Below are 21,275 nucleotides of genomic sequence, written 5' to 3'. Positions count from 1 at the left end.
GAACTGCTGCATGGTTTTGTCCTGAACCGGTTCCGATCCAAGGAAGCATGCAGTAACAACGGATGGCGAAGGATGCAAACGAAACCTTTCCGCATCGGCACGCGCGGCAGCCCGCTGGCGATGGCCCAGACGCATGAAACGCGCGACCGGCTCGCCGCCGCCCATGGTCTGCCACCGGAAATGTTCGAGATCGTCATTCTTTCCACGAAGGGCGACCGGATCACCGACAGGTCGCTTGCGGAGATCGGCGGCAAGGGCCTGTTCACCGAAGAGCTCGAGGAGCAGCTTCTGTCGGGAGACCTCGACTTCGCCGTACATTCGTCCAAGGACATGCCGACGAAGCTGCCGGACGGGCTGTTCCTTTCGGCTTTCCTGCCGCGCGAGGACATCCGTGACGCCTTTGTCGGCCGTTCGGCCGAAAGGCTCGCCGATCTCCCGCAAGGCGCCACCGTCGGCTCGTCTTCGCTGCGCCGTCAGGCGCTGATCCGGCGGCTTCGGCCCGATATCGACGTGATCACCTATCGCGGACAGGTCGAGACACGCCTGCGCAAACTTGCCGAAGGTCAGGTCGACGGCACGCTTCTGGCCTTCGCCGGCCTGAAGCGTCTCGGCATGGAGCATGTGCCGACGGAGCTGCTTGACCCGGAAGAATTTCCGCCGGCGCCGGCTCAGGGCGCGATCTGCGTCGAGGCCCGCATCGGCGACGACCGTATCAACACACTGCTTGCGGCAATCGACGACCCCCGCACACACGAGGCGGTCTCCTGCGAGCGCGGCTTCCTGGCGACACTCGACGGCTCCTGCCGTACGCCGATCGCCGGCTACGCGCAATCGGACGGGACACATATCCGTTTTGCCGGCATGATCCTGACGCCCGACGGCACCACCTTCCACCAGATCGAAATCGACGGCAAAGCGGCAGACGCGGAAAGGCTTGGGCAGGAGGCCGGCGAGCGGATCCGCGCCAAGGCGGGGCCGGGTTTCTTCTCGACCTGGAGCTGATCCGATGCGCGTGCTCGTGACCCGGCCACGCCCGGCCGCCGAAAGGACGGCGGCGAGGCTCAGCGCCATGGGTCATGAAGCGGTCATCCTGCCGCTTATGCAGGCGCAGCATCTCGCCGGCGCGGTTCGGGCAGCATTGAGCGAGCCCCACCAGGCGATCGCCGTCACCAGCGGGGAGGCGGTCCGCGTCCTCGGCGCGCTCGGTCCGGCGCTTGAGCCACACCTTGCAACACCGCTCTTTGCAGTCGGCGAAGCGACGGCGCGCGCCGCAGGCGATCTCGGATTTACCGACATCCGCATCGGACCGGGAACCGGCGAGGGACTCGCCGAGACGGTCGCTGCCCTTCTCCCCCCAGGCGAAATGCTGGTCTATCTCGCCGGTTCACCGCGGACCGAGGGTTTTGAACGGGCATTGCACCAACGGCGAATCGAGCACAGGACCGCCGAATGCTACCGGATGGCGCCGGTCCACTATCCTGCGGAGACGCTGCCGGGGCTCCTCCGCGCGGGCCCCTTCGATGCGGTAATGCTCTATTCCCGCGAGAGCGCGCGGCGCCTGGATGCAGCATTGCGGGAGAGCGGGCTTGAACCCGCGGACCTCGCCTCGCGCTTTCTCTGCCTGAGCTGGCCGATAAGAGAGACCCTGCCGGACGGTCTTGTCTGCGGGGTCGCGGCAGCGCCGGACGAGGAAAATCTCTTGCGGCTTCTTTGAGGCCAAATCAGCAAAGTCGGCGCCGGTTTTCCGCCTGCCTTATGCACATTGCTCGGGTCATCTGGGCCATTTCCGTCAAAAAGCATGGTCTGGGGCTTTCCCTCGTCATCCTCGCTGACTAGGTTTGCGTTTAGAACGGAGGAAGGTGCGGAGCGTTCCTGCTGCAGATCCGCTCAGGCCCGACCGACAGGCAATGAAACGGTAAAAGAGGTGACCATGGCATCGGAAAAGCCGCCGCGCCGCTCGAAACCCGGGAAAGAACCGTTGACGATCGATCTCGAGGCGGAGAAGACCGAACCTGCAGCGGGCGAGGCAGCGGCCGGGCCGGATGCGGCACCGGGCAAGCCGGCGGATATTTCGACAAGCGAGGCGGCTGAAGCCGGCGAAGTGAGGACCGGCGAAGTCGAAAGCAACGAAGCCGGCATCGGCGAACCTCCTTTGCCGGCGGGCGATCCGCAAGAGGAGACCGAGACGGAGGAGGCACGCGCCGACGCGGCTGCGGCCGCCTTCGACGCGGAGCTTCCGCACGCGGCCAACGGCGAACAGCCCGAGGCAAAGAGGAGACAGGCCACAGGCGCAGGTGCGCTTGCAGCCGGCATCCTCGGCGGTCTCATAGCGCTTGCCGGTGCCGGCGTGCTGCAATATGCCGGCTACGTTCCGGCGCCCGGACCGGAGCAGCCGGGTACCGAGCAGAACCTTGCGAGCGAGATCGAAGCGATCAAGGCCGAGCTTCAGGCGCAGGCTCCGGCCGCGACAGTGGACGTCGCCCCTTTGGAAAACCGCCTCGCCGCTCTGGAACAGGCGGCCCGAGAGCCCGGCGCAGCTGCGGCGGACGCTCCCGAAATCAAGGCGCTCGAAGCGGAGGTTGCCAATCTGACGAATGAAATGGCCGCCCTGAAGACCGAGCTTGCCGAGGCTCGCCAGGCAGCGGACGCCGCCAGGGCAGAACTTGCCGGCCGTATCGACCAGGCGGAGCAGAAGCTCAACGAGCCTGCGAACGATATCGAGATGGCGAAAGCCGTTGCCGTCACCGCGCTGAAGACGGCGATCGATCGCGGCGGGCCGTTCCTCGCCGAACTCGACGCATTGCGCAGCATCGCCCCCGAGGATCCGGTCGTCAAAGAGCTGGCCGATGTCGCCGCGACGGGGGTCCCCACACGGACGGAATTGAGGGAAAGTTTCCGGCCGGCGGCGGACGCGATGCTGGACGCGCTGCATCGGCCCAATCCCGATCAGGGCATTTTCGATCGCCTCGTCTCCAGCGCCATGTCGGGCATTCGCGTGCGGCCGGTCGGCAGCGTCGAAGGCGACACGCCGGAAGCGGTGATCGCCCGCATCGAAGACAAGCTCGACAACGGCGATCTCAAGGGCGCATCGCTCGAATGGGACAGCCTTCCCGAAGCCGCGAAATCCGCTGGCCAGGGGTTCAAAGAGAAGCTCGACCGGCGGCTTGGCGTCGAAACGGTGATCGATGCCGCCGTCGCCGGCACCATGACGCGCACGGGCAAGCAAGGTTAGCGGGAGAAAGAAGACCATATGATCCGGATACTGTTCTTCGTACTCCTCGTCCTTTGCCTGGCTCTCGGCTTTGCCTGGCTCGCGGATCGTCCGGGGGAATTGTCGCTGATCTGGCAGGGCCAGCTCATCGAGATGAGCCTGATGCGCGCCGCCTCGATCCTGATCTCGCTCTTCGCTGCCGTTCTGATCGTCGTCTGGCTGCTTCGCACGATCTGGCTGTCGCCGCACACCGTCACGCGTTACTTTCGCGCCCGCAAGCGCGACCGGGGCTATCAGGCATTGTCGACCGGCCTGATCGCGGCCGGCGCCGGCGACGCCAATCTCGCCCGCAAGATGGCCGCACGCACGCGGAACCTCATCAGCTCGGATCAGGAGCCGCTCATCCATCTGCTCGAGGCGCAGACCGCGCTGATCGAAGGCAAATACGACGACGCACGCAAGAAATTCGAGGCAATGGCGGACGACCCGGAGACGCGCGAACTCGGCCTGCGCGGGCTCTATCTTGAAGCCAAGCGCCTCGGCGCCAACGAGGCCGCGCGCCAATACGCCGAGCGTGCCTCCGAGAAGGCGCCGCACTTGCCGTGGGCGACCCTGGCAACGCTCGACCATCGCAGCCAGGCGCGCCAGTGGGATGAGGCGATCCGTCTGCTCGATCAGAGCCACGCCGCCCATGTGCTCGAAAGGAAGGAAGCGGACCGGAAAAAGGCCGTTCTTCTGACGGCGCGGGCAATGGAAAGATTGGATGCAGACCCGAAATCCGCGCGGGACGACGCGCAGGCGGCGCTGAAGCTGGACGACCGCCTCGTGCCGGCGGCCCTCGTTGCCGCCAAGGCGCTCTTTCGCGAGGACAATCTGCGCAAGGGTGCTTCGATCCTCGAGAGGATGTGGAAATCGGATCCGCATCCGGACATTGCGCGCCTCTATGTGCGGGCGCGCGGCGGCGATTCCACCCTGGACCGTCTGAAGCGGGCGAAGAAGCTCGAATCGCTCCGCAGCAACAATGCCGTCGCACTGGCGACCGTCGCCGAGGCGGCGCTCGATGCGCGCGAGCTCGCTCTTGCCCGGTCAAAGGCAGAGGCCGCCGCCCGGCTCGAGCCGAGGGAGAGCATTTTTCTGCTGCTCGCGGATATCGAGGAGGCCGACACCGGCGACGAGGGCCGTATCCGGCACTGGATGGCGCAGGCACTGAAGAGCCCGCGTGATCCGGCCTGGACCGCCGACGGCGTCACCTCGCCCGTCTGGCTGCCGGTCTCGCCGGTCAGCGGCAGACTCGACGCTTTCGAGTGGAAGGCTCCGCCGTCGCAGATCGCGGCGGCAACGGAGGACGGGCATCTGAACCCCGACCAGGCAATTCGCAGCCTCCCGCCAGTCGCGACGGTGCTCCGCCCCGCCGAGGAACCGGCTTCTGAACGGACGGTCGAGGCTGCCCCGCCAGCGGAGCGCGAGCAAACTGACAGAGAACGGGCCGAAGGAGAGCGGGACGAGAAAGAACGGGTCGAGCCGGAGAAGGCGATCACCGTTCCCGACCGGAAGGAACCGGCCGCATCGCCCGCAAAGGACAAGGATGCGGAGGAGGCGCCGGATCCCTTTTTCGGCCGCCCCCCGGACGATCCGGGCGTGCGCGAACCGGCGGCGGCGGAACGGACCACCGCCAACTTCCGTCTTTTCTGAACCCCGACATATCCACAGGCTGCAGGCGATAGTGCATGTTTGAACGTTTTCGCGCATTTCTGGAAGGAATGACGGGCTCGGCGCGGATTGAAGTGGGAGACCCCCGCGTGGCGGTGATCGGCCTCTGCTTTCAGGTCATGGAAGCGGACGGCGCGGTCCGCAGCTCCGAGCGCCGCAAGATGCGCAAGCTCATCAAGGAGCATTACAAGCTTGACGATGCCGCTCTCAACGCCCTGGTCGCGGCCGGCGAGAGCGCCGAGAGCGAAGCGATCGATTTCTACCAGTTCACGTCGGATATAAAGCGGCACCTGCCCGAGGAGCAACGCATCGAGCTCGTCGGCATGCTGTGGGAAATCGTTTACGCGGACGGTGCGCGCAGCGAGATGGAAGATCACGTGATCTGGCGGATTGCCGACCTCCTCGGCGTTTCCGGGCGTGACCGGGTCTTGAAACGCCAGGAAGCAGCCGCCAAGATCGACATGGTGGAGGAAAACGAGGCGCAACAGGAAAGCTGACGATGCCGCCAGAGGTCCCAGACACCCAAAGAGACGCCAAGAGACCCATCCTCATCGTGCTTCACCAGGAGCGCTCGAGCGCCGGCCGTGTCGGCCACATTCTCGAGCGGAAGGGCTTTTCGCTCGACATCCGCCGCCCCGCGCTCGGCGACGAGCTGCCGCCCACGCTGGAAGCGCATTCGGGGACGATCATCTTCGGCGGACCGATGAGCGCCAATGACGAGGAGGAGTTCGTACGGCGCGAAATCGACTGGCTGTCCGTGCCGCTTCTGGAAAACAAGCCCTATCTCGGAATCTGCCTCGGGGCGCAGATGCTGGCCCGAAATCTCGGCGGCAAGGTCGCAGCCCATCACGAAGGCATCACCGAGATCGGCTGGTATCCCTTGAGAGCCACGCAGGCCGGCAAGGCCCTGATGGACTGGCCGGCGATGGTCTATCACTTCCACCGCGAAGGCTTCGACCTGCCGAAGGGCGCCGAATTGCTGGCAACCGGCGATACCTACCCCAACCAGGCCTTCCGCTACGGCGAAAATGCCTGGGGCATCCAGTTCCACGGCGAGCTGACGCGGGCGATGATGCATCGCTGGGTGGTGCACGGCGCCCATCGCTTCGAGCTCCCCGGTGCCCAGCTGGGCAAAGCGCATCTGGAGGGCCGCATGCTGCACGACCATCCCTTGCGGACATGGATGGAGAATTTTCTGGAGCTGATTTTTATGGAGGGCGGGGCTGTGAGAGGGCGCGATCGCGGCGTGCAGCAGCAATTGCCCGCTTCCTGAGCCCTCCCAATCACCCCCTCCGCTGCGCCTCCGGCACATCCAGCGTGTCGATCCGGCGCAATTGCGGAAAGCCGAGTGCCCACAGCAGCGACACGAAAAGCGTGCCTGCGCCGCCGAAGACGACCGCGAAGACCGCGCCGAAGCCGGACGCCATCATGCCGGCGCGGAACTCGCCGAGTTCGTTGGAAGCACCGACGAACACCATGTTGACGGCGTTCACGCGGCCGCGCAGCTCATCCGGGGTCCAGAGCGTAATCAGGATCTCGCGCACATAGACCGAGATCATGTCGGAAGCGCCCATGACGACGAGTGCGGCGATCGATATCCAGGGCGTCGCCGAAAGGCCGAAAACGACCGTCGCGAGGCCGAAAAGGGCGACGCCGACGAACATATAGAGACCGGCCCGATTGCGGATCGGGTGGGCGGCCAGCCACACCGCCATGCCGACCGCACCGACACCGGGTGCGGCCCGCAGGAGGCCGAGGCCCCACGGCCCGAGCGTCAGGATGTCCCGCGCGAAGACCGGCATGAGCGCGACGGCGCCGCCGAGCAGCACGGCGAACAGATCGAGCGAGATCGCCCCCAGCACGATCTTCTCGGCCTTGATGTAGCGGAAACCCGCGGTGATCGTCTGCCAGCTTGCGGCCGACGGCGGCGAGCGCCTCGCGGGCTTCGGCACGGCGAAGACCATCAGGGCGCCGGCGGCGAAGAAGCCGAGGCTGACCGCATAGGGCACGGTCGGGCCGAATCCGTAGAGGAGCCCACCAGCCACCGGGCCGACGATCATCGCCGTCTGCCAGGAGGTCGAGTTCCAGGCGATTGCATTGGGCAGGTCTTCCGCAGGCACCAGATTGGGCGCCAGCGATTGGGAAGCGGGCCCCAGAAAAGCCCGCTCTATGCCGAAGACGACAAGGATCGCGTAAACCGGCCAGGGTGAAAACAGCCCCGTCACCGTCAAAAGCAGAAGTGCTGCGCCGCAGAGCGTGCTGACCAGCATGCAGATGCCCATGATCGCCCGGCGATTGTAGCGATCCGCCACGCTGCCCGTCACGAGAATGAGGGCGAGGGAGGGCAGAAACTGGAAAAGGCCGATGAGACCGAGCGAGAAAGGATCCCGCGTGAGATCGTAGATCTGCCAGCCGACGGCCACGGACATGATCTGGACGGCGAAATAGGCGAGCAGGCGGGAGAAGAAATAACGCCGGTAGCCGACATGCCTGAAGGCGGCGAAGCGGTGCGCGGCATGGACGGCCGACATGCTGAAATGCTCCTGCTGCAGGCTCCTGATATCGTCGCCGATCGAACAGCGGGAGCGTGCGGAAATTGAATCCTGCAGCGATCCTTGCGCATCGGAAGACCGCTGAGCACTGCAGGGAAGGGAAGAAAGGCGCGCTCCGTGCCATTGACATGATCGCGCGAGACGGGCCGGCGTACTTGCTCGTTTAGTTCCTAATGTCTACATGTCTGTCAACAACGAATTGGAGACTGGCATGCTTGCTGTCATCGGCACCTTGAATTTCATCATCAACATTGCGTGGTTCCTGATCATCGCCTCGGCCATCTTCTCCTGGCTCTATGCGTTCAACGTGATCAACGTGAACAATCAGGCGATCAACATGATCGGCCGCTCGCTCTATCAGTTGACCGAACCGCTCTACCGGCCGATCCGGCGCGTCCTGCCCGACATGGGCGGCGTCGACCTTTCGCCGCTCGTCGTGCTGGTGATCCTCTATTTCATCCAGCTCTTCCTGAACACCACCATCGCTCCTGCGCTGCTGCGCTAAGGAGATGTCGGCACGCATGGCGATGCGCTTGAATTTCTTGAGTACCGACCGTGCGCCACCTGCATGTTTCCTTTGATCCTAGCCGATCAAAGGACAAAAACATACAGCAGCTCAAAGTGCTGCAGCGACCTTTGCGCGTCTCCTAAGACGCGCGGCGCTGTAGGAAACTTTTCGGAAACTGCATTCTCTCCTCTTTGCGTCATCTCTGTGCTCGTCACAGGGATGAGAGCAGCGCCGCGTCTGCGGCGCGGAAGGAGTTCTTTCAGCCCAAGGACTTGGTCTGGCTGGATTCCTGTGCAAGCACAGGAATGAGGGACCGGGAGATGTGCGGCTACTATAACTTTCGCTTGCCAATGTGCGAGGGAATGGCCAACCTGCCACGCGATAAAGGGCTACGTCTACATCTGCATCGAAGCGAAGCGGAACGCTGTACACGGGCGTGCCCGCCTTCCGCGCCGCCTCACTCTCTTCACGGTTCATGAGACGCGCCGAGGACCGCACCCTCTCCACCTTCATCCCTGTGCTCGTCACAGGGATCCAGCAGCGCCGCGTCTGCGGCGCGGAAGAGCCTTTCAGCCCAAGGACTTGGTCTGGCTGGATTCCTGTGACAAGCACAGGAATGAGGAGATCAAACAAGCGGCGGCGGGTGGCCCGGATCTCAACACGCCCCAGAGCAGGGATGAGTAAAAGTTTGTGCGGTTTCGCCCGCGTCCCGCCTGTCGACCTATTCGAGAGTTTACGGCGACCCGACCTAAGATCGTCCTGATCCAAAGCGCAAAAAACCTCCGGATCGAGGTCGAGCCGGAGGTTTTCAGTTTCGGAAAAACAACGAAACGATTATTTCTTCGTCTTGGCGCGCTCGACCGCTTCCCGGATCAGCTGCTTGGCCATGCTGGCATCCTTCCAGCCGAAGATCTTCACCCACTTGCCGGGCTCCAGATCCTTGTAGTGCTCGAAGAAATGCTCGATCTGCTTGAGGGTGATTTCCGGCAGGTCGGTGTAATCGTGCACCTTGTCGTAGCGCTTGGTCAGATGGGCGGAGGGAACCGCGATGATCTTTTCGTCCTGGCCGGAATTGTCTTCCATCATCATCACGCCGATCGGGCGGACATTGATGACGCAGCCCGGAACCAGCGGACGGGTATTGCAGATCAGCACGTCGATCGGATCGCCGTCGTCGGAAAGCGTGTGCGGCACGAAGCCGTAATTGCCCGGATAGGTCATCGGCGTGTAGAGGAAGCGATCGACCACCAGCGTGCCGGCCTCCTTGTCCATTTCGTATTTGATCGGATGTCCGCCGACCGGGACTTCCACGATTACATTGACATCTTCCGGTGGATTCTTTCCGATGGAAATCGCGTCGATCCGCATGAGCACCTCCAGGGGTCGTTTGAAAAGTCGTCCCGTCGGATAAAGGGAAACATGCCGCGATGCAACATGACTTTGGTTCCGGGCGGGCGGATTTGCTCTAGGCACGCCACGCGGCTAAAAAGGGGCGGGGCTGATATTTATCTTCGCAGGAGAGACAATGCGCCCGAAACTTCGCTGTTTTCTTTCCGCCGCCCTGATCTCTGCGCCTGCACTTGCCAATGACAGCGTCTACACAGACGCCAGCCGCGACAAGTGCCGGCTCCTGCGCGAGTGGGAAGGCGCCTCGTCGCAAAGCCTTTGTCCCGGGATAGGTGACTATCCCGTCCATTTCATCGAGAGCGATATCCGCCAGAGCTTCTTCTTCGGCCATGTCAGGCAAAGCTATCTGGAGAACGGCTTCGAGAGTTTCGGTCCCTTCAACCATGCCGAAACCACCGTCGAATGGCGCCTCGACGACAGCAGGAAGCCGGTCGCCGCCATCCTGCGCTGGATTATTGAGAACCCGGATCCGCAGACGGACAGGAGCACGAAGGCGTTCCAGGGACAGGTTCTGGTAATTTCGAAGGTCGCGCAGAAGGAGGACGGCGACGGCTGCGTCATCGGCTATGTCGACGCGCTCGCCAATGCCGATGCGAACACGCTGGCGCGCAGGATAGCCGACGAAAGAGCCGCAAGCTTCCGCTGCGGCACGGACCAGGCATCCTATCACGGAAATCGCGGCGACAAGGCGGGCGAACCCATGCACTTCCTGCCGAAATGAGGCTATCCTAAACGCCCGGACCGATGACAGCGCCTCGCGGCACTCCTCAACTCCAGACGAAACCGACCTTCTTCAGGTGCTTCTCGCCGAAATCCTCCATCCCTTCGGCAATATCGCGACCGCCTGCCGAATGGAAGAAATTATAGGCGTTCGCGCTGTCTTCCAGGCACCAGACGACCAGCCCTTCGCAGCCGAGCGACTTTAGAAGGCTCTTTGCTTCCCCGAAAAGGACACGTCCGAGGCCGATGCCCTGATATTCCGGCCTGAGATATATCTCGTAGATTTCGCCTTCCTGCGGCAGCGCTCGCGCCCGGCTCAGGCCCAGCGTCGCATAGCCGGCTATCGTGCCGGCGACGTCGACGACGAGAAGGGTCGCCGGTCCGCGCGTGGCCTTGCGCCACCAGGTCTCGTCGCGCCGATTGACCATTCGGACAAGGGGGCGGTGCGGAATGATGCCGCCATAGGCCTGCAACCAGGAAACGCGATGCACGTCGGCGATTGCCGCCGCCTCATGCGGCTCCCCAGGCCGAACCTCGATCGAAACAGTCTTCATGACTTGCGACTCTAAACACACGACGCGGCGGACAGGAATCCCGCCGGACTGTCGCGCGGCGTTAACCCACAGGCAACTTTAACGGCACCTGCCCCAAGGTTAACGCCTTTTTAACTTTATCCGCAAGCCGCCCGCGAAAGGCACACACAGCAAAAACCCCGGATGGCTCCGGGGTTCGTAAGATCGACGAAATCAGAAGGGTCGGACTCGCCCTCTCCTCGGGTTCAGCCGGGAGCCGCCTTCTGCCCGTCAGAACGGGAAAAGGTGGCCGGCAGGCCGGATGAGGGACGTTCCGGTTCCTCGTCCAGCCCTTAAGCCGCGCCGGCCGTCCGCGACTTCTCGAAGCGCTTGCGCTCGTTCGGATCGAGATACATCTTGCGGAGCCGGATCGACTTCGGCGTGACCTCGACCAGTTCGTCGTCCTGGATCCATGACAGCGCCCGGTCGAGCGTCATGCGGATCGGCGGCGTCAGCTTTACCGCCTCGTCCTTGCCGGACGCGCGCATATTGGTGAGCTTCTTGCCCTTGAGGACGTTGACTTCCAGATCGTTGTCGCGCGTGTGGATGCCGATGATCATGCCGGCATAGACCTTTTCACCTGCGTCGATGATCATCGGGCCGCGATCTTCGAGATTGAACATCGCATAGGCGACGGATTCGCCGGCGTCGTTCGAGAGCAGAACACCGTTCACCCGGCCGCCGATCTCGCCCTTGTAGGGCTGATAGTCGTGGAACAGACGGTTCATGATCGCCGTGCCGCGCGTATCGGTCAGAAGCTCGGACTGATAGCCGATGAGACCGCGGGTCGGCGCGAAGAACACCAGCCGCACGCGGTTGCCGCCGGACGGGCGAAGCTCGGCCATTTCGGCCTTGCGTTCGGACATTTTCTGGACGACGACGCCCGAATGCTCCTCGTCGACGTCGATGACGACCTCTTCGATCGGCTCCAGAAGCTGCCCGTTCTCATCCTTGTGCATGACCACCCGCGGACGCGAGACGGCGAGCTCGAAGCCCTCGCGGCGCATCGTTTCGATCAGGACCGCGAGCTGCAGTTCGCCTCGGCCCGACACGTAGAACGAATCCTTCTCGGACGATTCCTCGATCTTCAACGCGACGTTGCCCTCGGCCTCCTTGAACAGGCGGTCGCGGATGACGCGCGAAGTGACCTTGTCGCCTTCGGTGCCGGCGAGCGGAGAATCGTTGACGAGGAAGGACATGGTGACGGTCGGCGGATCGATCGGCTGTGCCTTCAGCGGCTCGTTGACGGCCGGATCACAGAACGTGTCGGCGACGGTACCCTTGGAGAGGCCGGCGATCGCCACGATGTCGCCCGCATGGGCTTCCTCGATCGGCTGACGCTCGATGCCGCGGAATGCAAGAATCTTGGAGATGCGTCCGGATTCGAGCACCTTGCCGTCCTGCCCGAGGACCTTGACCGCCTGGTTCGGCTTGATCGAACCGGAATGAATGCGCCCGGTGATGATGCGGCCGAGGAAGGGATTGGCTTCCAGAATGGTGCCGATCATCCGGAACGGACCTTCGCCGACGCTCGGCTCCGGAACGTGATCGAGAACGAGATCGAGGAGCGGTGCCAGGCCCTGATCCTGCGGACCTTCCGGCGCGACGTTCATCCAGCCGTTACGGCCGGAACCGTAGAGAATCGGGAAGTCGAGCTGCTCATCGGTCGCGTCCAGCGCCGCGAAGAGATCGAATACCTCGTTGATGACTTCCTCGTGACGGGCATCGGGACGATCGATCTTGTTGATCGCCACGATCGGCCGAAGACCGACCTTGAGGGCCTTGCCCACGACGAATTTCGTCTGCGGCATCGGGCCTTCGGCGGCGTCGACCAGAACGATGGCGCCGTCCACCATCGACAGAATGCGCTCGACTTCACCGCCGAAGTCGGCGTGGCCGGGGGTATCGACGATATTGATGCGCGTACCCTTCCACTCGACCGAAGTCGCCTTGGCGAGGATGGTGATGCCGCGTTCCTTTTCCAGTTCGTTGGAATCCATCATGCGCTCGGCGACGCGCTGGTTTTCGCGGAAGGAGCCCGACTGCTTCAGGAGTTCGTCGACGAGCGTGGTTTTCCCATGGTCGACGTGCGCGATGATCGCGATGTTGCGAATGCTCATTTTTTGTCTCGGAAAGTTCGTGGGCACGCGCGACGAGGCAGGTACCGCTTTTCAGTTGCCGCGCTCATACAGGTTTTTTCCCGGAAGCGAAAGGGGGCCGGCACGCAGGGCTGACCTGCGTGAAGCGCCGCCGGTTCAAACGGACACCGCCGGATCCAGGATTACCCGCCAGAGTTCCCGATCCTGCCGGTCCATCAGCCGCACCGTCATCTGCCGCGTCTGGCCGCTGATATCGACGATGCCGAAGAATTGCAGGCCCGCCGACGGCGGCAGGTTGCTGTCGATTCCTCCGCCCGACGCCTTGATGAAGCGAACCTCGGGGCCGAAGGTCATGTCGAGCTCCTTCGGTCCGTAGGTGCCGGAATGAAGCGGCCCGGAGACGAACTCCCAGAACGGCGAGAAGTCCTTGAAGGCGGCCCGCGAGGGATCGTAGTGATGCGCCGCCGTGTAATGCACGTCCGCCGTCAGCCAGACGATGTTCTCGATCGCGTTGTCGCGGACGAAACGCAGGAGATCCGCAAATTCCGTCTCGCGCCCCTTCGGCGCGCCATTGTCGCCATTGGCGATGGCATCCGATCCGCGCCTTGCCGAATAGTCGTCCCAGACGATGAGACCGATCGGCATGTCGCAGGCGATCACCTTCCAGGTGGCGCTGGACGCCGCAAGCTCGCGCTTCAGCCAGTCCGCCTGGCGCCAGCCGAAGAGGTCGCCACCCCCCTCGCCCTGGTTGGGGCCGCGATAGGAGCGCAGATCGACGAAAAAGACGTCGAGCAGCGGACCATAGGCGATCTTGCGGAAGATGCGGCCGGGCTCGGTCGGGAGCGTGCGGATCGCCGTCATCTCGTGGAAGGCCCGGGCCGCGCGGGCGGCATAGACGGCGACATCCTTCTCCGGATAGCGCGGGTCGTCGCTGAGATCGGTCGAGGCCGACCAGTTGTTCAGGACCTCGTGGTCGTCCCACTGATAGAAGGTGGGACATTCGGCATGGAGCCTCCGCACATGCTCGTCGAGCAGGTTGTACTTCCACTGGCCGCGATATTCCTCGAGCGTGCGCGCAACGTCGCGCTTCTCGGGCGTGACGATCCGGTTCTTCCACATGCCGCCGTCGCGCAGCCTGATCTCGTCGGGGATGGGATTGTCGGCATAGATCGTGTCGCCGGAATGAATGAAGAAATCCGGCTCGTGCAGCCGCATGGTCGAATAGGTCTTCATGCCGATCTCGTCGATGCCCCAGCCCTGCCCCGCCGTGTCGCCGGACCAGACGAAACGCACGGAGCGGCGCCGCAAGGGAGCCGTCCGGAAGCGCCCGACGACCGGTTCGGAGACGCGATTGGCGTCGTAGAGATCGGTCGCGACGAAGCGATAGAAGATGTCCTGGTCCGGCAGCAGCTTGTCGAGCCGGCACTTGACGGCGCAGTCGGTCAGCGGCGTCGCATCGATATCGGCAAGCATGACGGCATTCGAAAAGCTCTCGGTGGTCGAATATTCGACGGAAACGCGCGCCGGCCGATCGACCCGCGTCCAGATCATCCCCGAGCCCGTATCGACATCGCCGGACTGCACCCCATGGGCGAATTCCGGCCGCCCGTAGCCGCGCGCATAGAACGGCGTGGCGAGACCGGAAGAAGCGACAAGACCGGCGGCGCCGGCAGAGAAGAGGAAAGAACGCCTAGTGAGGGTGTTTCGAAGAGCGGCCAATCCCTGCCTCCGGTTCCGTTTCGCGAATCGTCGGTTCTCGCGAGCGGACCATTGGCCAGCCGGATGTCAGCGGCTTTACAGACGGATGAAACTATTCGGACGGTTTGGCGACAGTTCTGTGAAACGGGCTCGGGCTACCCGCGGCGGCTCGTTTGACTTCCCTCATTCCTGTGCTTGTCACAGGAATCCAGCCAGACCAAGTCCTTGGGCTGAAAGAACGCTTCCCGCGCCGCAGACGCGGCGCCGCTCTCATCTCTGTGACGAGCACGGAGATGACGAGGGAGGAGAGATTGCAGTCCTCCGAAATGAATCTCAGTAATGAAACAGGCCCTAATGCAGGAACCCGTAGTGATGGCGTATGTGCTGGTTGAAATAGTTGCCGGCGGAATCCGCATGCAACAGTTCCTCGTAAACCTCTTCCGGAACGTCGAGGTAGTGATAGGGCCTGCGGTTACCGAGGAACCAGACGCTCAACGTCCGGCGCGGCGCATCGTATCTGACCTCGTGGATGGCGGAGGAGTCGAGGATTGCGGAGGATCGTAGAATTCGCATCGGCGTCTTCCCGATTGCTTGTCGCTATCGCCCCTATTGTACATCAATCGTACGATCCTTTAAATATTGGAGCGCTTCCAAGGACTTCCCTCCGGACTTGGCCCGCAATTCACGAGGTCCTCCTTGCCCCCGTCAGATATGCCCTGCCGCGACCGACTCGAAACCGTTCTCGCCCGACTTGACGGGCGGCGGAACGATGAACGCGTTTTTGTAAAGCTCTATCGGGAGCGAGCCCGCGCGGAAGCGGACGCTGCCGACGGGAGGCGGCGCGAGGGCACGAGTCTCGGGCCCCTCGACGGGCGGATCGTCTCCATCAAGGACCTCTTCGACATCGCCGGCGAGCCGACGCTTGCGGGCTCCATCATCCGCCGCGCGGCGCCTCCGGCAACAGCGGACGCGGCGATCGTCCGGCGTCTCCGCGCGGCCGGCGCCGTCATCATCGGCAAGTCTCACATGACGGAATTCGCCTTTACCGCCGTCGGCCTCAATCCGCATTACCCGGTGCCCGGCAACGCCGTCGATCCGAGCCTCATTCCCGGCGGTTCCTCCTCGGGTGCCGCTGTCTCGGCGGCGGAGGGCACGAGCGAGATCGCCATCGGCTCCGACAGCGGCGGCTCGGTGCGCATTCCGGCCGCCCTGCAGGGCCTGGTCGGCTTCAAGCCCACCGCCCGCCGCGTATCTCTGGAGGGCGCCTTTCCCCTGTCCCCCAGCCTCGATTCGATCGGCCCGCTTGCGCGCACGGTCGCCGATTGCGCGGCCGCCGACGCGGTCATGGCCGGCGAGACGCCGAGACCGCTCGAGCCCGTGCCGCTCGCCGGCCTGAAGCTCGGCATTCCCGAAGGCGCCCTTCTCGAAGGGCTTGCGCCGGAGATTGCGGCGGCTTTCGAAAGAAGCCTGCAGGCACTCTCCCGTGCGAGTGCGAAACTCGCCGCATGCAGGATCGACGATCTGCTTGCCCGCTTCGCCGAGGCAACCGCGATCGGCTCGCTCGCCGGCCTCGAGGCAAGCCGTGTGCACGCGGGCTGGCTCCTGGACGACAATGCGCCGGTCGACATCCGCGTAAAATCCACATTGCGCCGCCGCCTCACGGTCCCCGACGCAGCGATCCAGGACCTGCTGCGGACGCGGCAAGAGCTCATGCGCGCCATGGACGAGCGGCTGGCACCCTTCGATCTTACGCTGCTGCCGACCACCCCCATCCCCGCCGTCAGCATCGCCTCGGTCGAAGAGGACAGGAGGGAATACCGCCGCGTGGAGGACCTGCTGCTGCGCAACACTCAGGTTGCCAACCAGTTCGACCTGACCGCAATAACCCTGCCGATGCCAGGCTCGAGCCGGCCGGCAGGGCTGATGCTGATGGGCCGGCACGGCGCGGACGCGATGCTGCTTGGCGCTGCGGCCGCAATGGAGGGTCTGCTCAAGAGCGGGTGAACGGCTTCGCGTTTCCGCGCGCAGGATGGCCGTTTGCGTGCAGGCTTTACCGGCGATGCCTCAATGCATCGACCGGCTCGACCATTCCTCATTGAGAATCCGAAACGCGTCTTCGAGCGCAGCGACCAGCACGTCGGTCAGCTCGCCGCCGTCATTGTTCATGAGGTACAGGGCCACGGTCGCATCCTGCGGCTCGCCGTAGCGCTCAACATCGTCAGACATCGAATCGTCCTTCCTTCGCCGCATTCATTACGGCTGTCGGGCGACGTTAGAAAGGCTGACTTGTGCAGAACTGGAGCGAGACCGGCTTTCAAACCAAGGTTCGGCGGACACCGGATATTTCGCTCGCCCCCATTCTCCCGGCGCGCTGGAGCACTTCCAGGAAAGTGCGTAACGGTTTTCCGTCCGAAACTGCGTTGGACCCGTTAGAGAATTTCAGTGTTTCTATGAAACGGTGAAATGCTCTACACCGCCCGGGAAAGTCACAAGCGGAGCCAAGATGGCGAAGAAAACCAAAGGCGACGACGCCCCCTACCTGCACCGCCTCAAGGCCGAATTTCCGGAAATCCACGCCGCGCTTGCCACCGGCAAAATCCCCTCGCTGCGCCAGGCGCTGGTCCTCGCCGGCCTGAAGCCGGAGCGCAGCCGTCTGGAGAAGCTCAAGAACTCCTGGGCGAAGGCAAGCGATGCCGAACGTGCAAGCTTTCTCGCCTGGCTCGTCTCCAAAGGCGCGCTGTCCGCGCCCGCCACCGCCCCGCTGGAAGCCGGCCCGCAGCCCGCCGGAACCCCGATCGCCAGCGGCCGCTATCTGCTTCCCTCAACAATTGCCGGGATCAGAACGATAATGACCCGCCGCGGGCTGAAACCTGCCGACGTCATGGCCGAAATGGGCTTCCCACCCGACGGCCGCCCGCTTGCCCGGGCGCTGACGCGCAACGCCAGTTTGAGGCTGTCGGTGATCGCGGGATTGGAGGCGTGGCTCAGCAGGAATGCGGGGGCGTGACGCTGAGAGATGCATAAGGGCGCTTCGATCTGTGTCCTCACAGAATAAGACCGCGTTGAGATCCGCCTCTGGCTTGGTGAAGCCTACGACGGATGCAAAACCGGTGTGCAATTTCACCCCGCCTCATAAGATCGAGCGTGCCGGGAGTTATGGCAACGATGAAAAACTCGGAAAGACGCAGTAAGACATCTGGCGGAGAGGGGGGGATTCGAACCCCCGATGGGCTTGCACCCATGCCGCATTTCGAGTGCGGTGCATTCAACCACTCTGCCACCTCTCCGCGGGGCCGGTTGGCGCTTGTTCAGCGCGGCCGGTTCATAGCGGCAGTTTCTGCCGCTGGCAAGGGCTTGCGATAAGAATATCTGCGATATGGTGGCTTTCGCCTTGACAAGCAAGGGCCGTTCCCGTAATCCGCGCCATGAGTTGGTGTGGGCTTAGCCCGTGCCGCGCCGGGTAAGTGTTGTGCCCGTTCACTGGCGAAGGTCGAGGATTTCCGAGGCGCTTCGCTCCATGTAGCGACTGACAAAAAGACGGCCTTGTCTTCGGGCAAAGAGCCGGACCGAACATGAAAGGACAAAATATGTTCGCAGTCATCAAGACCGGCGGTAAGCAGTACCGCGTGGCGGCCAATGACGTCATTACCATCGAAAAGCTGGAAGGCGTTGCTGGCGACAAGATCGAATTCACCGAGATCCTGATGGTCGGCGTCGGCGCCGATGCCACCATCGGTGCTCCGTTTGTCGAAGGTGCCGTCGTCAGCGCCGAAGTCGTGGATCAGGGCCGCGCCAAGAAGGTCATCGCCTTCAAGAAGCGCCGCCGCCAGAACTCCAAGCGCTCGCGCGGCCATCGCCAGCATCAGACGATCGTCCGCATCCTGGACATCGCTGCCGCCGGCGGCAAGGCGAAGAAGGCTTCGAAGAAGACCGAAGCCGCCGCTGAAGCTGCAAACTGAGTTCCGGGATCGAAGGTTTAAAGGAGAACACCAATGGCACACAAGAAAGCTGGCGGTTCGTCGCGTAACGGTCGCGATTCCGAGTCCAAGCGCCTTGGCGTGAAGAAGTTCGGCGGCGAAGCCGTCATTCCAGGCAACATCATCGTGCGCCAGCGCGGCACGAAGTGGCATGCCGGCGTCAATGTAGGCCTCGGCAAGGACCATACGATTTTTGCGCTTACGACGGGCAACGTGGACTTCCGCAAGAAGGCCAACGGCCGAGTCTACGTGTCTGTAATGCCGAAAGCCGAAGCAGCGGAATAAGCCGGTAGCGCTCTAAAACAGCCGGCGTCTCATCGACCCGGCTGACGCACCGCAAGGTTCCAAAGCCAGACTTCAAAGGGGAGATGGGGCGATACCCAACTCCCCTTTTCGCATGTCTGGAGGAAGAACCATGCAAACCGAGCTCGTCAGGGAAGACCAATCCCGGTCTCCCGAACAAAGGCTGAGGCCTCAGCGGTCAAGGACCGATTGCCCGATATTGTTATCGCCCAGGCTCGTTTTGCGCGCGCCCCATGAAGACGATATCGACGCCCTTGCCCATCTTGCCAACAATGCCAACATCGCCAACATGGTCTCGCGCATGCCGCACCCCTATACGACGGCGGATGCGGCCGATTTCGTGCGACGCGCAAAAGCCGGCACGATTGGCAAGTGCGTCTATGCGATCACGAAAGCGGACAATGGCGCATTCCTCGGCTGCTGCGGTGTCGAGCCGCACGCCGACGAAAAAACCGTCGAGCTCGGCTATTGGCTCGGAGAGCCCTACTGGAACCAGGGCTATGCGACCGAGGCGGCACAGACTCTGACCGACATGGCCTTCCGCACCCGCGACATCGACCAGATCGATGCCCGCTGCCGGGTCATGAACATCGCGTCGCGCCGGGTCATCCAGAAGTGCGGCTTCCAGTTCCAGGGTTCCGGCATGGTCGGCAGCCTGGCGCTCGGCGGCATGGTCCCGGTCGAATGGTACAGGCTCGACCGCAAGACCTGGGTCTCGTTGAGAAGCTGGGGAGGTGTCCGATGAACGCCCTGGTCACAGAGCGCGCCCGGGCGGTCGCCCATCCCGGCCCCGGCCCGGCGCCGGTCATCGAAACGGAACGGCTGCGGCTGCGGCCGCACCGGCTTTCCGATGCGGCAGCGATCGCCGACTCGCTCGGGGATTTCCAGGTCGCGCGGATGCTTTCGCGCGTTCCGGCGCCTTACCACCACCAGGATGCGCTCGACTGGCTCAACCGCCAGACGGCCGATGTGCTGCCGGACTGGACGCTCGCCATCACCACCCCGGGCGACGACGTTCATATCGGCTGCATCGGCATCGAGCTCCGGCACGGCCAATGGCATGTCGGCTACTGGCTGAACCGGTTCTACTGGGGCAAGGGGCTGGCGAGCGAGGCGGCCCATGCCGCGGTCGAGCGCTTCTTCCGCCGTATGCCGGAAACGGTGCTGCATTCGGGCGTCTTCGCCGACAACCCGGCCTCGCTGAAGGTGCAGGAAAAGCTGGGCTTCCGGATCACCGGCTGCAGCCAGATCTATGCGCTCGCCCGCAATGCGATGGTCGCGCATATCGAAACCCGGCTTGCGGCCGAGGACCTGCGCCGGCCGGACTGAACGGATAGGAAACCCCGCCGGTACAGTCCTGGCGGGGTTCTTCATGTCGATAATCTTTGACCTCTGCCGGAAGCGCCTATATCGATGGCGCAAAAGCAGAGCGGGATCGGGAACGTGCGCGGGCTGCCCCGCATTCCGTCCTCGACTCGAAGCGATCACTCAGAAATGGCGAACCGATGAAATTCCTCGACGAAACGAAAGTCTATATCCGGTCAGGGGATGGCGGCGCGGGCGCCGTTTCCTTCCGCCGCGAGAAGTTCATCGAGTTCGGCGGCCCTGATGGCGGCGACGGCGGCCGCGGCGGCGATGTCTGGGTGGAAGCCGTCAATGGCCTCAACACGCTCATCGACTTCCGCTATCAGCAGCATTTCAAGGCCAAGACCGGCACGCACGGCATGGGACGCAACCGTACCGGGGCCAAGGGCGGCGACGTGACGCTGAAGGTGCCGGTCGGCACGCAGATCTTCGAGGAGGACAACGAGACGCTGATCGTCGACATGGTGGCGGAAGGGCAGCGCTACCGGCTCGCCGCCGGCGGCAATGGCGGCTTTGGCAACGCACATTTCAAATCCTCCACCAATCAGGCGCCGAGCTGGGCCAATCCGGGCCTGGAGGGCGAGGAGAAGACGATCTGGCTGCGGCTGAAGCTGATAGCCGATGCCGGCCTCGTCGGCCTGCCGAATGCCGGCAAGTCGACCTTTCTCGCCGCCTGCACCCGGGCTCGCCCGAAGATCGCCAACTATCCCTTCACGACGCTGCATCCCAATCTCGGCGTTGCCACCATCGACGAGAAGGAGTTCATTATCGCCGACATTCCGGGGCTGATCGAAGGGGCGCATGAGGGCGTCGGCATCGGCGACCGTTTCCTCGGCCATGTCGAGCGCACCCGGGTGCTGCTGCATCTCGTCTCCGCGCAGGAAGAGGATGTCGCCAAGGCCTACAAGACCGTGAAGCACGAGCTCGAAGCCTATGGCGGTGGGCTCGAGGAGAAGCCCCAGATCGTGGCTCTTTCCCAGATCGACGTGCTGGACGAGGACGAATTGAAGGCGAAGGCCAAGGCGCTCGGCAAAGCCTGCGGCACGCCGCCGCTTCTCATCTCCGCCGTGACCAACAAGGGTATGACCGAGGCGCTGAGAGCATTGCGCAGCGTCATCGCCGCTGCCAAGGCGGGCGAAGAGGAAGCTTAGGC

The 21,275-nt window shown here is 63.5% G+C and carries 22 protein-coding genes and 1 tRNA gene; 15 read left to right on the top strand and 8 right to left on the bottom strand.

Translation table 11 applies throughout. From position 1 onward, the window contains the following. Nucleotides 1–72: 72 nt before the first annotated feature. The 6 genes from hemC to ACFHWW_RS12860 all read left to right on the top strand — a co-directional run bounded on the left by hemC (nt 73) and on the right by ACFHWW_RS12860 (nt 6,194). Nucleotides 73–1,002, top strand: a complete 930-nt coding sequence (gene hemC / locus ACFHWW_RS12885; protein ID WP_324762464.1) for a hydroxymethylbilane synthase — start codon at nt 73–75, stop codon at nt 1,000–1,002. Nucleotides 1,003–1,006: 4 nt separating this feature from the next. Continuing rightward, on the top strand, nt 1,007–1,714 hold the full coding sequence (locus ACFHWW_RS12880) for a uroporphyrinogen-III synthase (RefSeq protein ID WP_379938542.1): 708 nt from the start codon (nt 1,007–1,009) through the stop codon (nt 1,712–1,714). A gap of 216 nt (nt 1,715–1,930) precedes the next feature. Next, the gene (locus ACFHWW_RS12875; protein WP_379938540.1) at nt 1,931–3,232 is read left to right on the top strand and encodes a COG4223 family protein; all 1,302 of its coding nucleotides are present in this window, start codon (nt 1,931–1,933) and stop codon (nt 3,230–3,232) included. Nucleotides 3,233–3,250: 18 nt separating this feature from the next. Beyond that, a complete protein-coding gene (locus tag ACFHWW_RS12870; RefSeq protein ID WP_379938538.1) occupies nt 3,251–4,903 on the top strand; it encodes a heme biosynthesis protein HemY in 1,653 nt (550 codons plus the stop codon). 35 nt (nt 4,904–4,938) lie between these two features. Beyond that, complete coding sequence (locus ACFHWW_RS12865) at nt 4,939–5,418, top strand: TerB family tellurite resistance protein (RefSeq protein ID WP_018097317.1); 480 nt, start codon at nt 4,939–4,941, stop codon at nt 5,416–5,418. Between the two features lie 2 nt (nt 5,419–5,420). Further along, the gene (locus tag ACFHWW_RS12860) at nt 5,421–6,194 is read left to right on the top strand and encodes a glutamine amidotransferase (protein WP_100672772.1); all 774 of its coding nucleotides are present in this window, start codon (nt 5,421–5,423) and stop codon (nt 6,192–6,194) included. 10 nt (nt 6,195–6,204) lie between these two features. Here the strand turns inward: ACFHWW_RS12860 and ACFHWW_RS12855 are convergent, their stop codons facing one another. Then, nucleotides 6,205–7,452 (bottom strand): MFS transporter, encoded by a 1,248-nt coding sequence (locus ACFHWW_RS12855; protein WP_275597204.1) that lies wholly within the window; start codon nt 7,450–7,452, stop codon nt 6,205–6,207. 232 nt (nt 7,453–7,684) lie between these two features. On the opposite strand from ACFHWW_RS12855, the gene ACFHWW_RS12850 reads away from it, so the two are divergent. Next, nucleotides 7,685–7,978 (top strand): YggT family protein, encoded by a 294-nt coding sequence (locus ACFHWW_RS12850; protein WP_003531184.1) that lies wholly within the window; start codon nt 7,685–7,687, stop codon nt 7,976–7,978. A gap of 837 nt (nt 7,979–8,815) precedes the next feature. On the opposite strand, the gene ppa is transcribed toward ACFHWW_RS12850, so the two are convergent. Then, a complete protein-coding gene (ppa, locus tag ACFHWW_RS12845; RefSeq protein WP_003531185.1) occupies nt 8,816–9,349 on the bottom strand; it encodes an inorganic diphosphatase in 534 nt (177 codons plus the stop codon). A gap of 157 nt (nt 9,350–9,506) precedes the next feature. Between ppa and ACFHWW_RS12840 the strand changes: the two genes are divergently transcribed. Then, complete coding sequence (locus tag ACFHWW_RS12840; RefSeq protein ID WP_379938535.1) at nt 9,507–10,109, top strand: hypothetical protein; 603 nt, start codon at nt 9,507–9,509, stop codon at nt 10,107–10,109. A 46-nt stretch (nt 10,110–10,155) separates the two neighbouring features. Here the strand turns inward: ACFHWW_RS12840 and ACFHWW_RS12835 are convergent, their stop codons facing one another. The 4 genes from ACFHWW_RS12835 to ACFHWW_RS12820 form a co-directional block, all read right to left on the bottom strand. Then, a complete protein-coding gene (locus tag ACFHWW_RS12835; RefSeq protein WP_003531187.1) occupies nt 10,156–10,662 on the bottom strand; it encodes a GNAT family N-acetyltransferase in 507 nt (168 codons plus the stop codon). A 311-nt stretch (nt 10,663–10,973) separates the two neighbouring features. Next, nucleotides 10,974–12,800: a translational GTPase TypA gene (gene typA, locus ACFHWW_RS12830; RefSeq protein WP_338284009.1), complete on the bottom strand. Its 1,827-nt coding sequence runs from the start codon at nt 12,798–12,800 to the stop codon at nt 10,974–10,976. Between the two features lie 135 nt (nt 12,801–12,935). Next, the gene (locus ACFHWW_RS12825; protein WP_379938532.1) at nt 12,936–14,498 is read right to left on the bottom strand and encodes an alkaline phosphatase D family protein; all 1,563 of its coding nucleotides are present in this window, start codon (nt 14,496–14,498) and stop codon (nt 12,936–12,938) included. 330 nt (nt 14,499–14,828) lie between these two features. Beyond that, complete coding sequence (locus ACFHWW_RS12820; RefSeq protein ID WP_100672766.1) at nt 14,829–15,050, bottom strand: KTSC domain-containing protein; 222 nt, start codon at nt 15,048–15,050, stop codon at nt 14,829–14,831. Nucleotides 15,051–15,173: 123 nt separating this feature from the next. On the opposite strand from ACFHWW_RS12820, the gene ACFHWW_RS12815 reads away from it, so the two are divergent. After that, nucleotides 15,174–16,481, top strand: coding sequence for an amidase (locus ACFHWW_RS12815; RefSeq protein ID WP_379938530.1), 1,308 nt, complete (start codon nt 15,174–15,176; stop codon nt 16,479–16,481). Between the two features lie 60 nt (nt 16,482–16,541). Here the strand turns inward: ACFHWW_RS12815 and ACFHWW_RS12810 are convergent, their stop codons facing one another. Beyond that, the gene (locus ACFHWW_RS12810; RefSeq protein ID WP_100672764.1) at nt 16,542–16,703 is read right to left on the bottom strand and encodes a hypothetical protein; all 162 of its coding nucleotides are present in this window, start codon (nt 16,701–16,703) and stop codon (nt 16,542–16,544) included. A gap of 277 nt (nt 16,704–16,980) precedes the next feature. On the opposite strand from ACFHWW_RS12810, the gene ACFHWW_RS12805 reads away from it, so the two are divergent. Then, nucleotides 16,981–17,484: a hypothetical protein gene (locus ACFHWW_RS12805; RefSeq protein WP_379938528.1), complete on the top strand. Its 504-nt coding sequence runs from the start codon at nt 16,981–16,983 to the stop codon at nt 17,482–17,484. A gap of 190 nt (nt 17,485–17,674) precedes the next feature. Here the strand turns inward: ACFHWW_RS12805 and ACFHWW_RS12800 are convergent. Continuing rightward, nucleotides 17,675–17,764: transfer RNA gene (locus ACFHWW_RS12800), tRNA-Ser, on the bottom strand. Nucleotides 17,765–18,064: 300 nt separating this feature from the next. Between ACFHWW_RS12800 and rplU the strand changes: the two genes are divergently transcribed. The 5 genes from rplU (at nt 18,065) to obgE (ending at nt 21,273) form a co-directional block, all read left to right on the top strand. Next, the gene (gene rplU, locus ACFHWW_RS12795) at nt 18,065–18,436 is read left to right on the top strand and encodes a 50S ribosomal protein L21 (RefSeq protein WP_003531204.1); all 372 of its coding nucleotides are present in this window, start codon (nt 18,065–18,067) and stop codon (nt 18,434–18,436) included. A gap of 33 nt (nt 18,437–18,469) precedes the next feature. Further along, complete coding sequence (gene rpmA, locus ACFHWW_RS12790; protein ID WP_018097331.1) at nt 18,470–18,739, top strand: 50S ribosomal protein L27; 270 nt, start codon at nt 18,470–18,472, stop codon at nt 18,737–18,739. Nucleotides 18,740–18,869: 130 nt separating this feature from the next. Continuing rightward, complete coding sequence (locus tag ACFHWW_RS12785; protein ID WP_018097332.1) at nt 18,870–19,502, top strand: GNAT family N-acetyltransferase; 633 nt, start codon at nt 18,870–18,872, stop codon at nt 19,500–19,502. After that, a complete protein-coding gene (locus tag ACFHWW_RS12780; protein ID WP_379938525.1) occupies nt 19,499–20,086 on the top strand; it encodes a GNAT family N-acetyltransferase in 588 nt (195 codons plus the stop codon). Before ACFHWW_RS12785 ends, ACFHWW_RS12780 begins: the two co-directional genes overlap by 4 nt. 176 nt (nt 20,087–20,262) lie before the next feature. Further along, nucleotides 20,263–21,273 carry a GTPase ObgE gene (gene obgE / locus ACFHWW_RS12775; protein WP_379938523.1) on the top strand — a complete coding sequence of 337 codons (1,011 nt, stop codon included), beginning with the start codon at nt 20,263–20,265 and terminating at the stop codon, nt 21,271–21,273. The last annotated feature ends 2 nt before the right edge of the window (nt 21,274–21,275 follow it).

It is taken from the genome of Sinorhizobium sp. P24N7 (assembly GCF_042436655.1).
Lineage (GTDB): Bacteria > Pseudomonadota > Alphaproteobacteria > Rhizobiales > Rhizobiaceae > Sinorhizobium > Sinorhizobium meliloti_A.
This window is presented reverse-complemented; position numbering and strand designations above follow the sequence as displayed.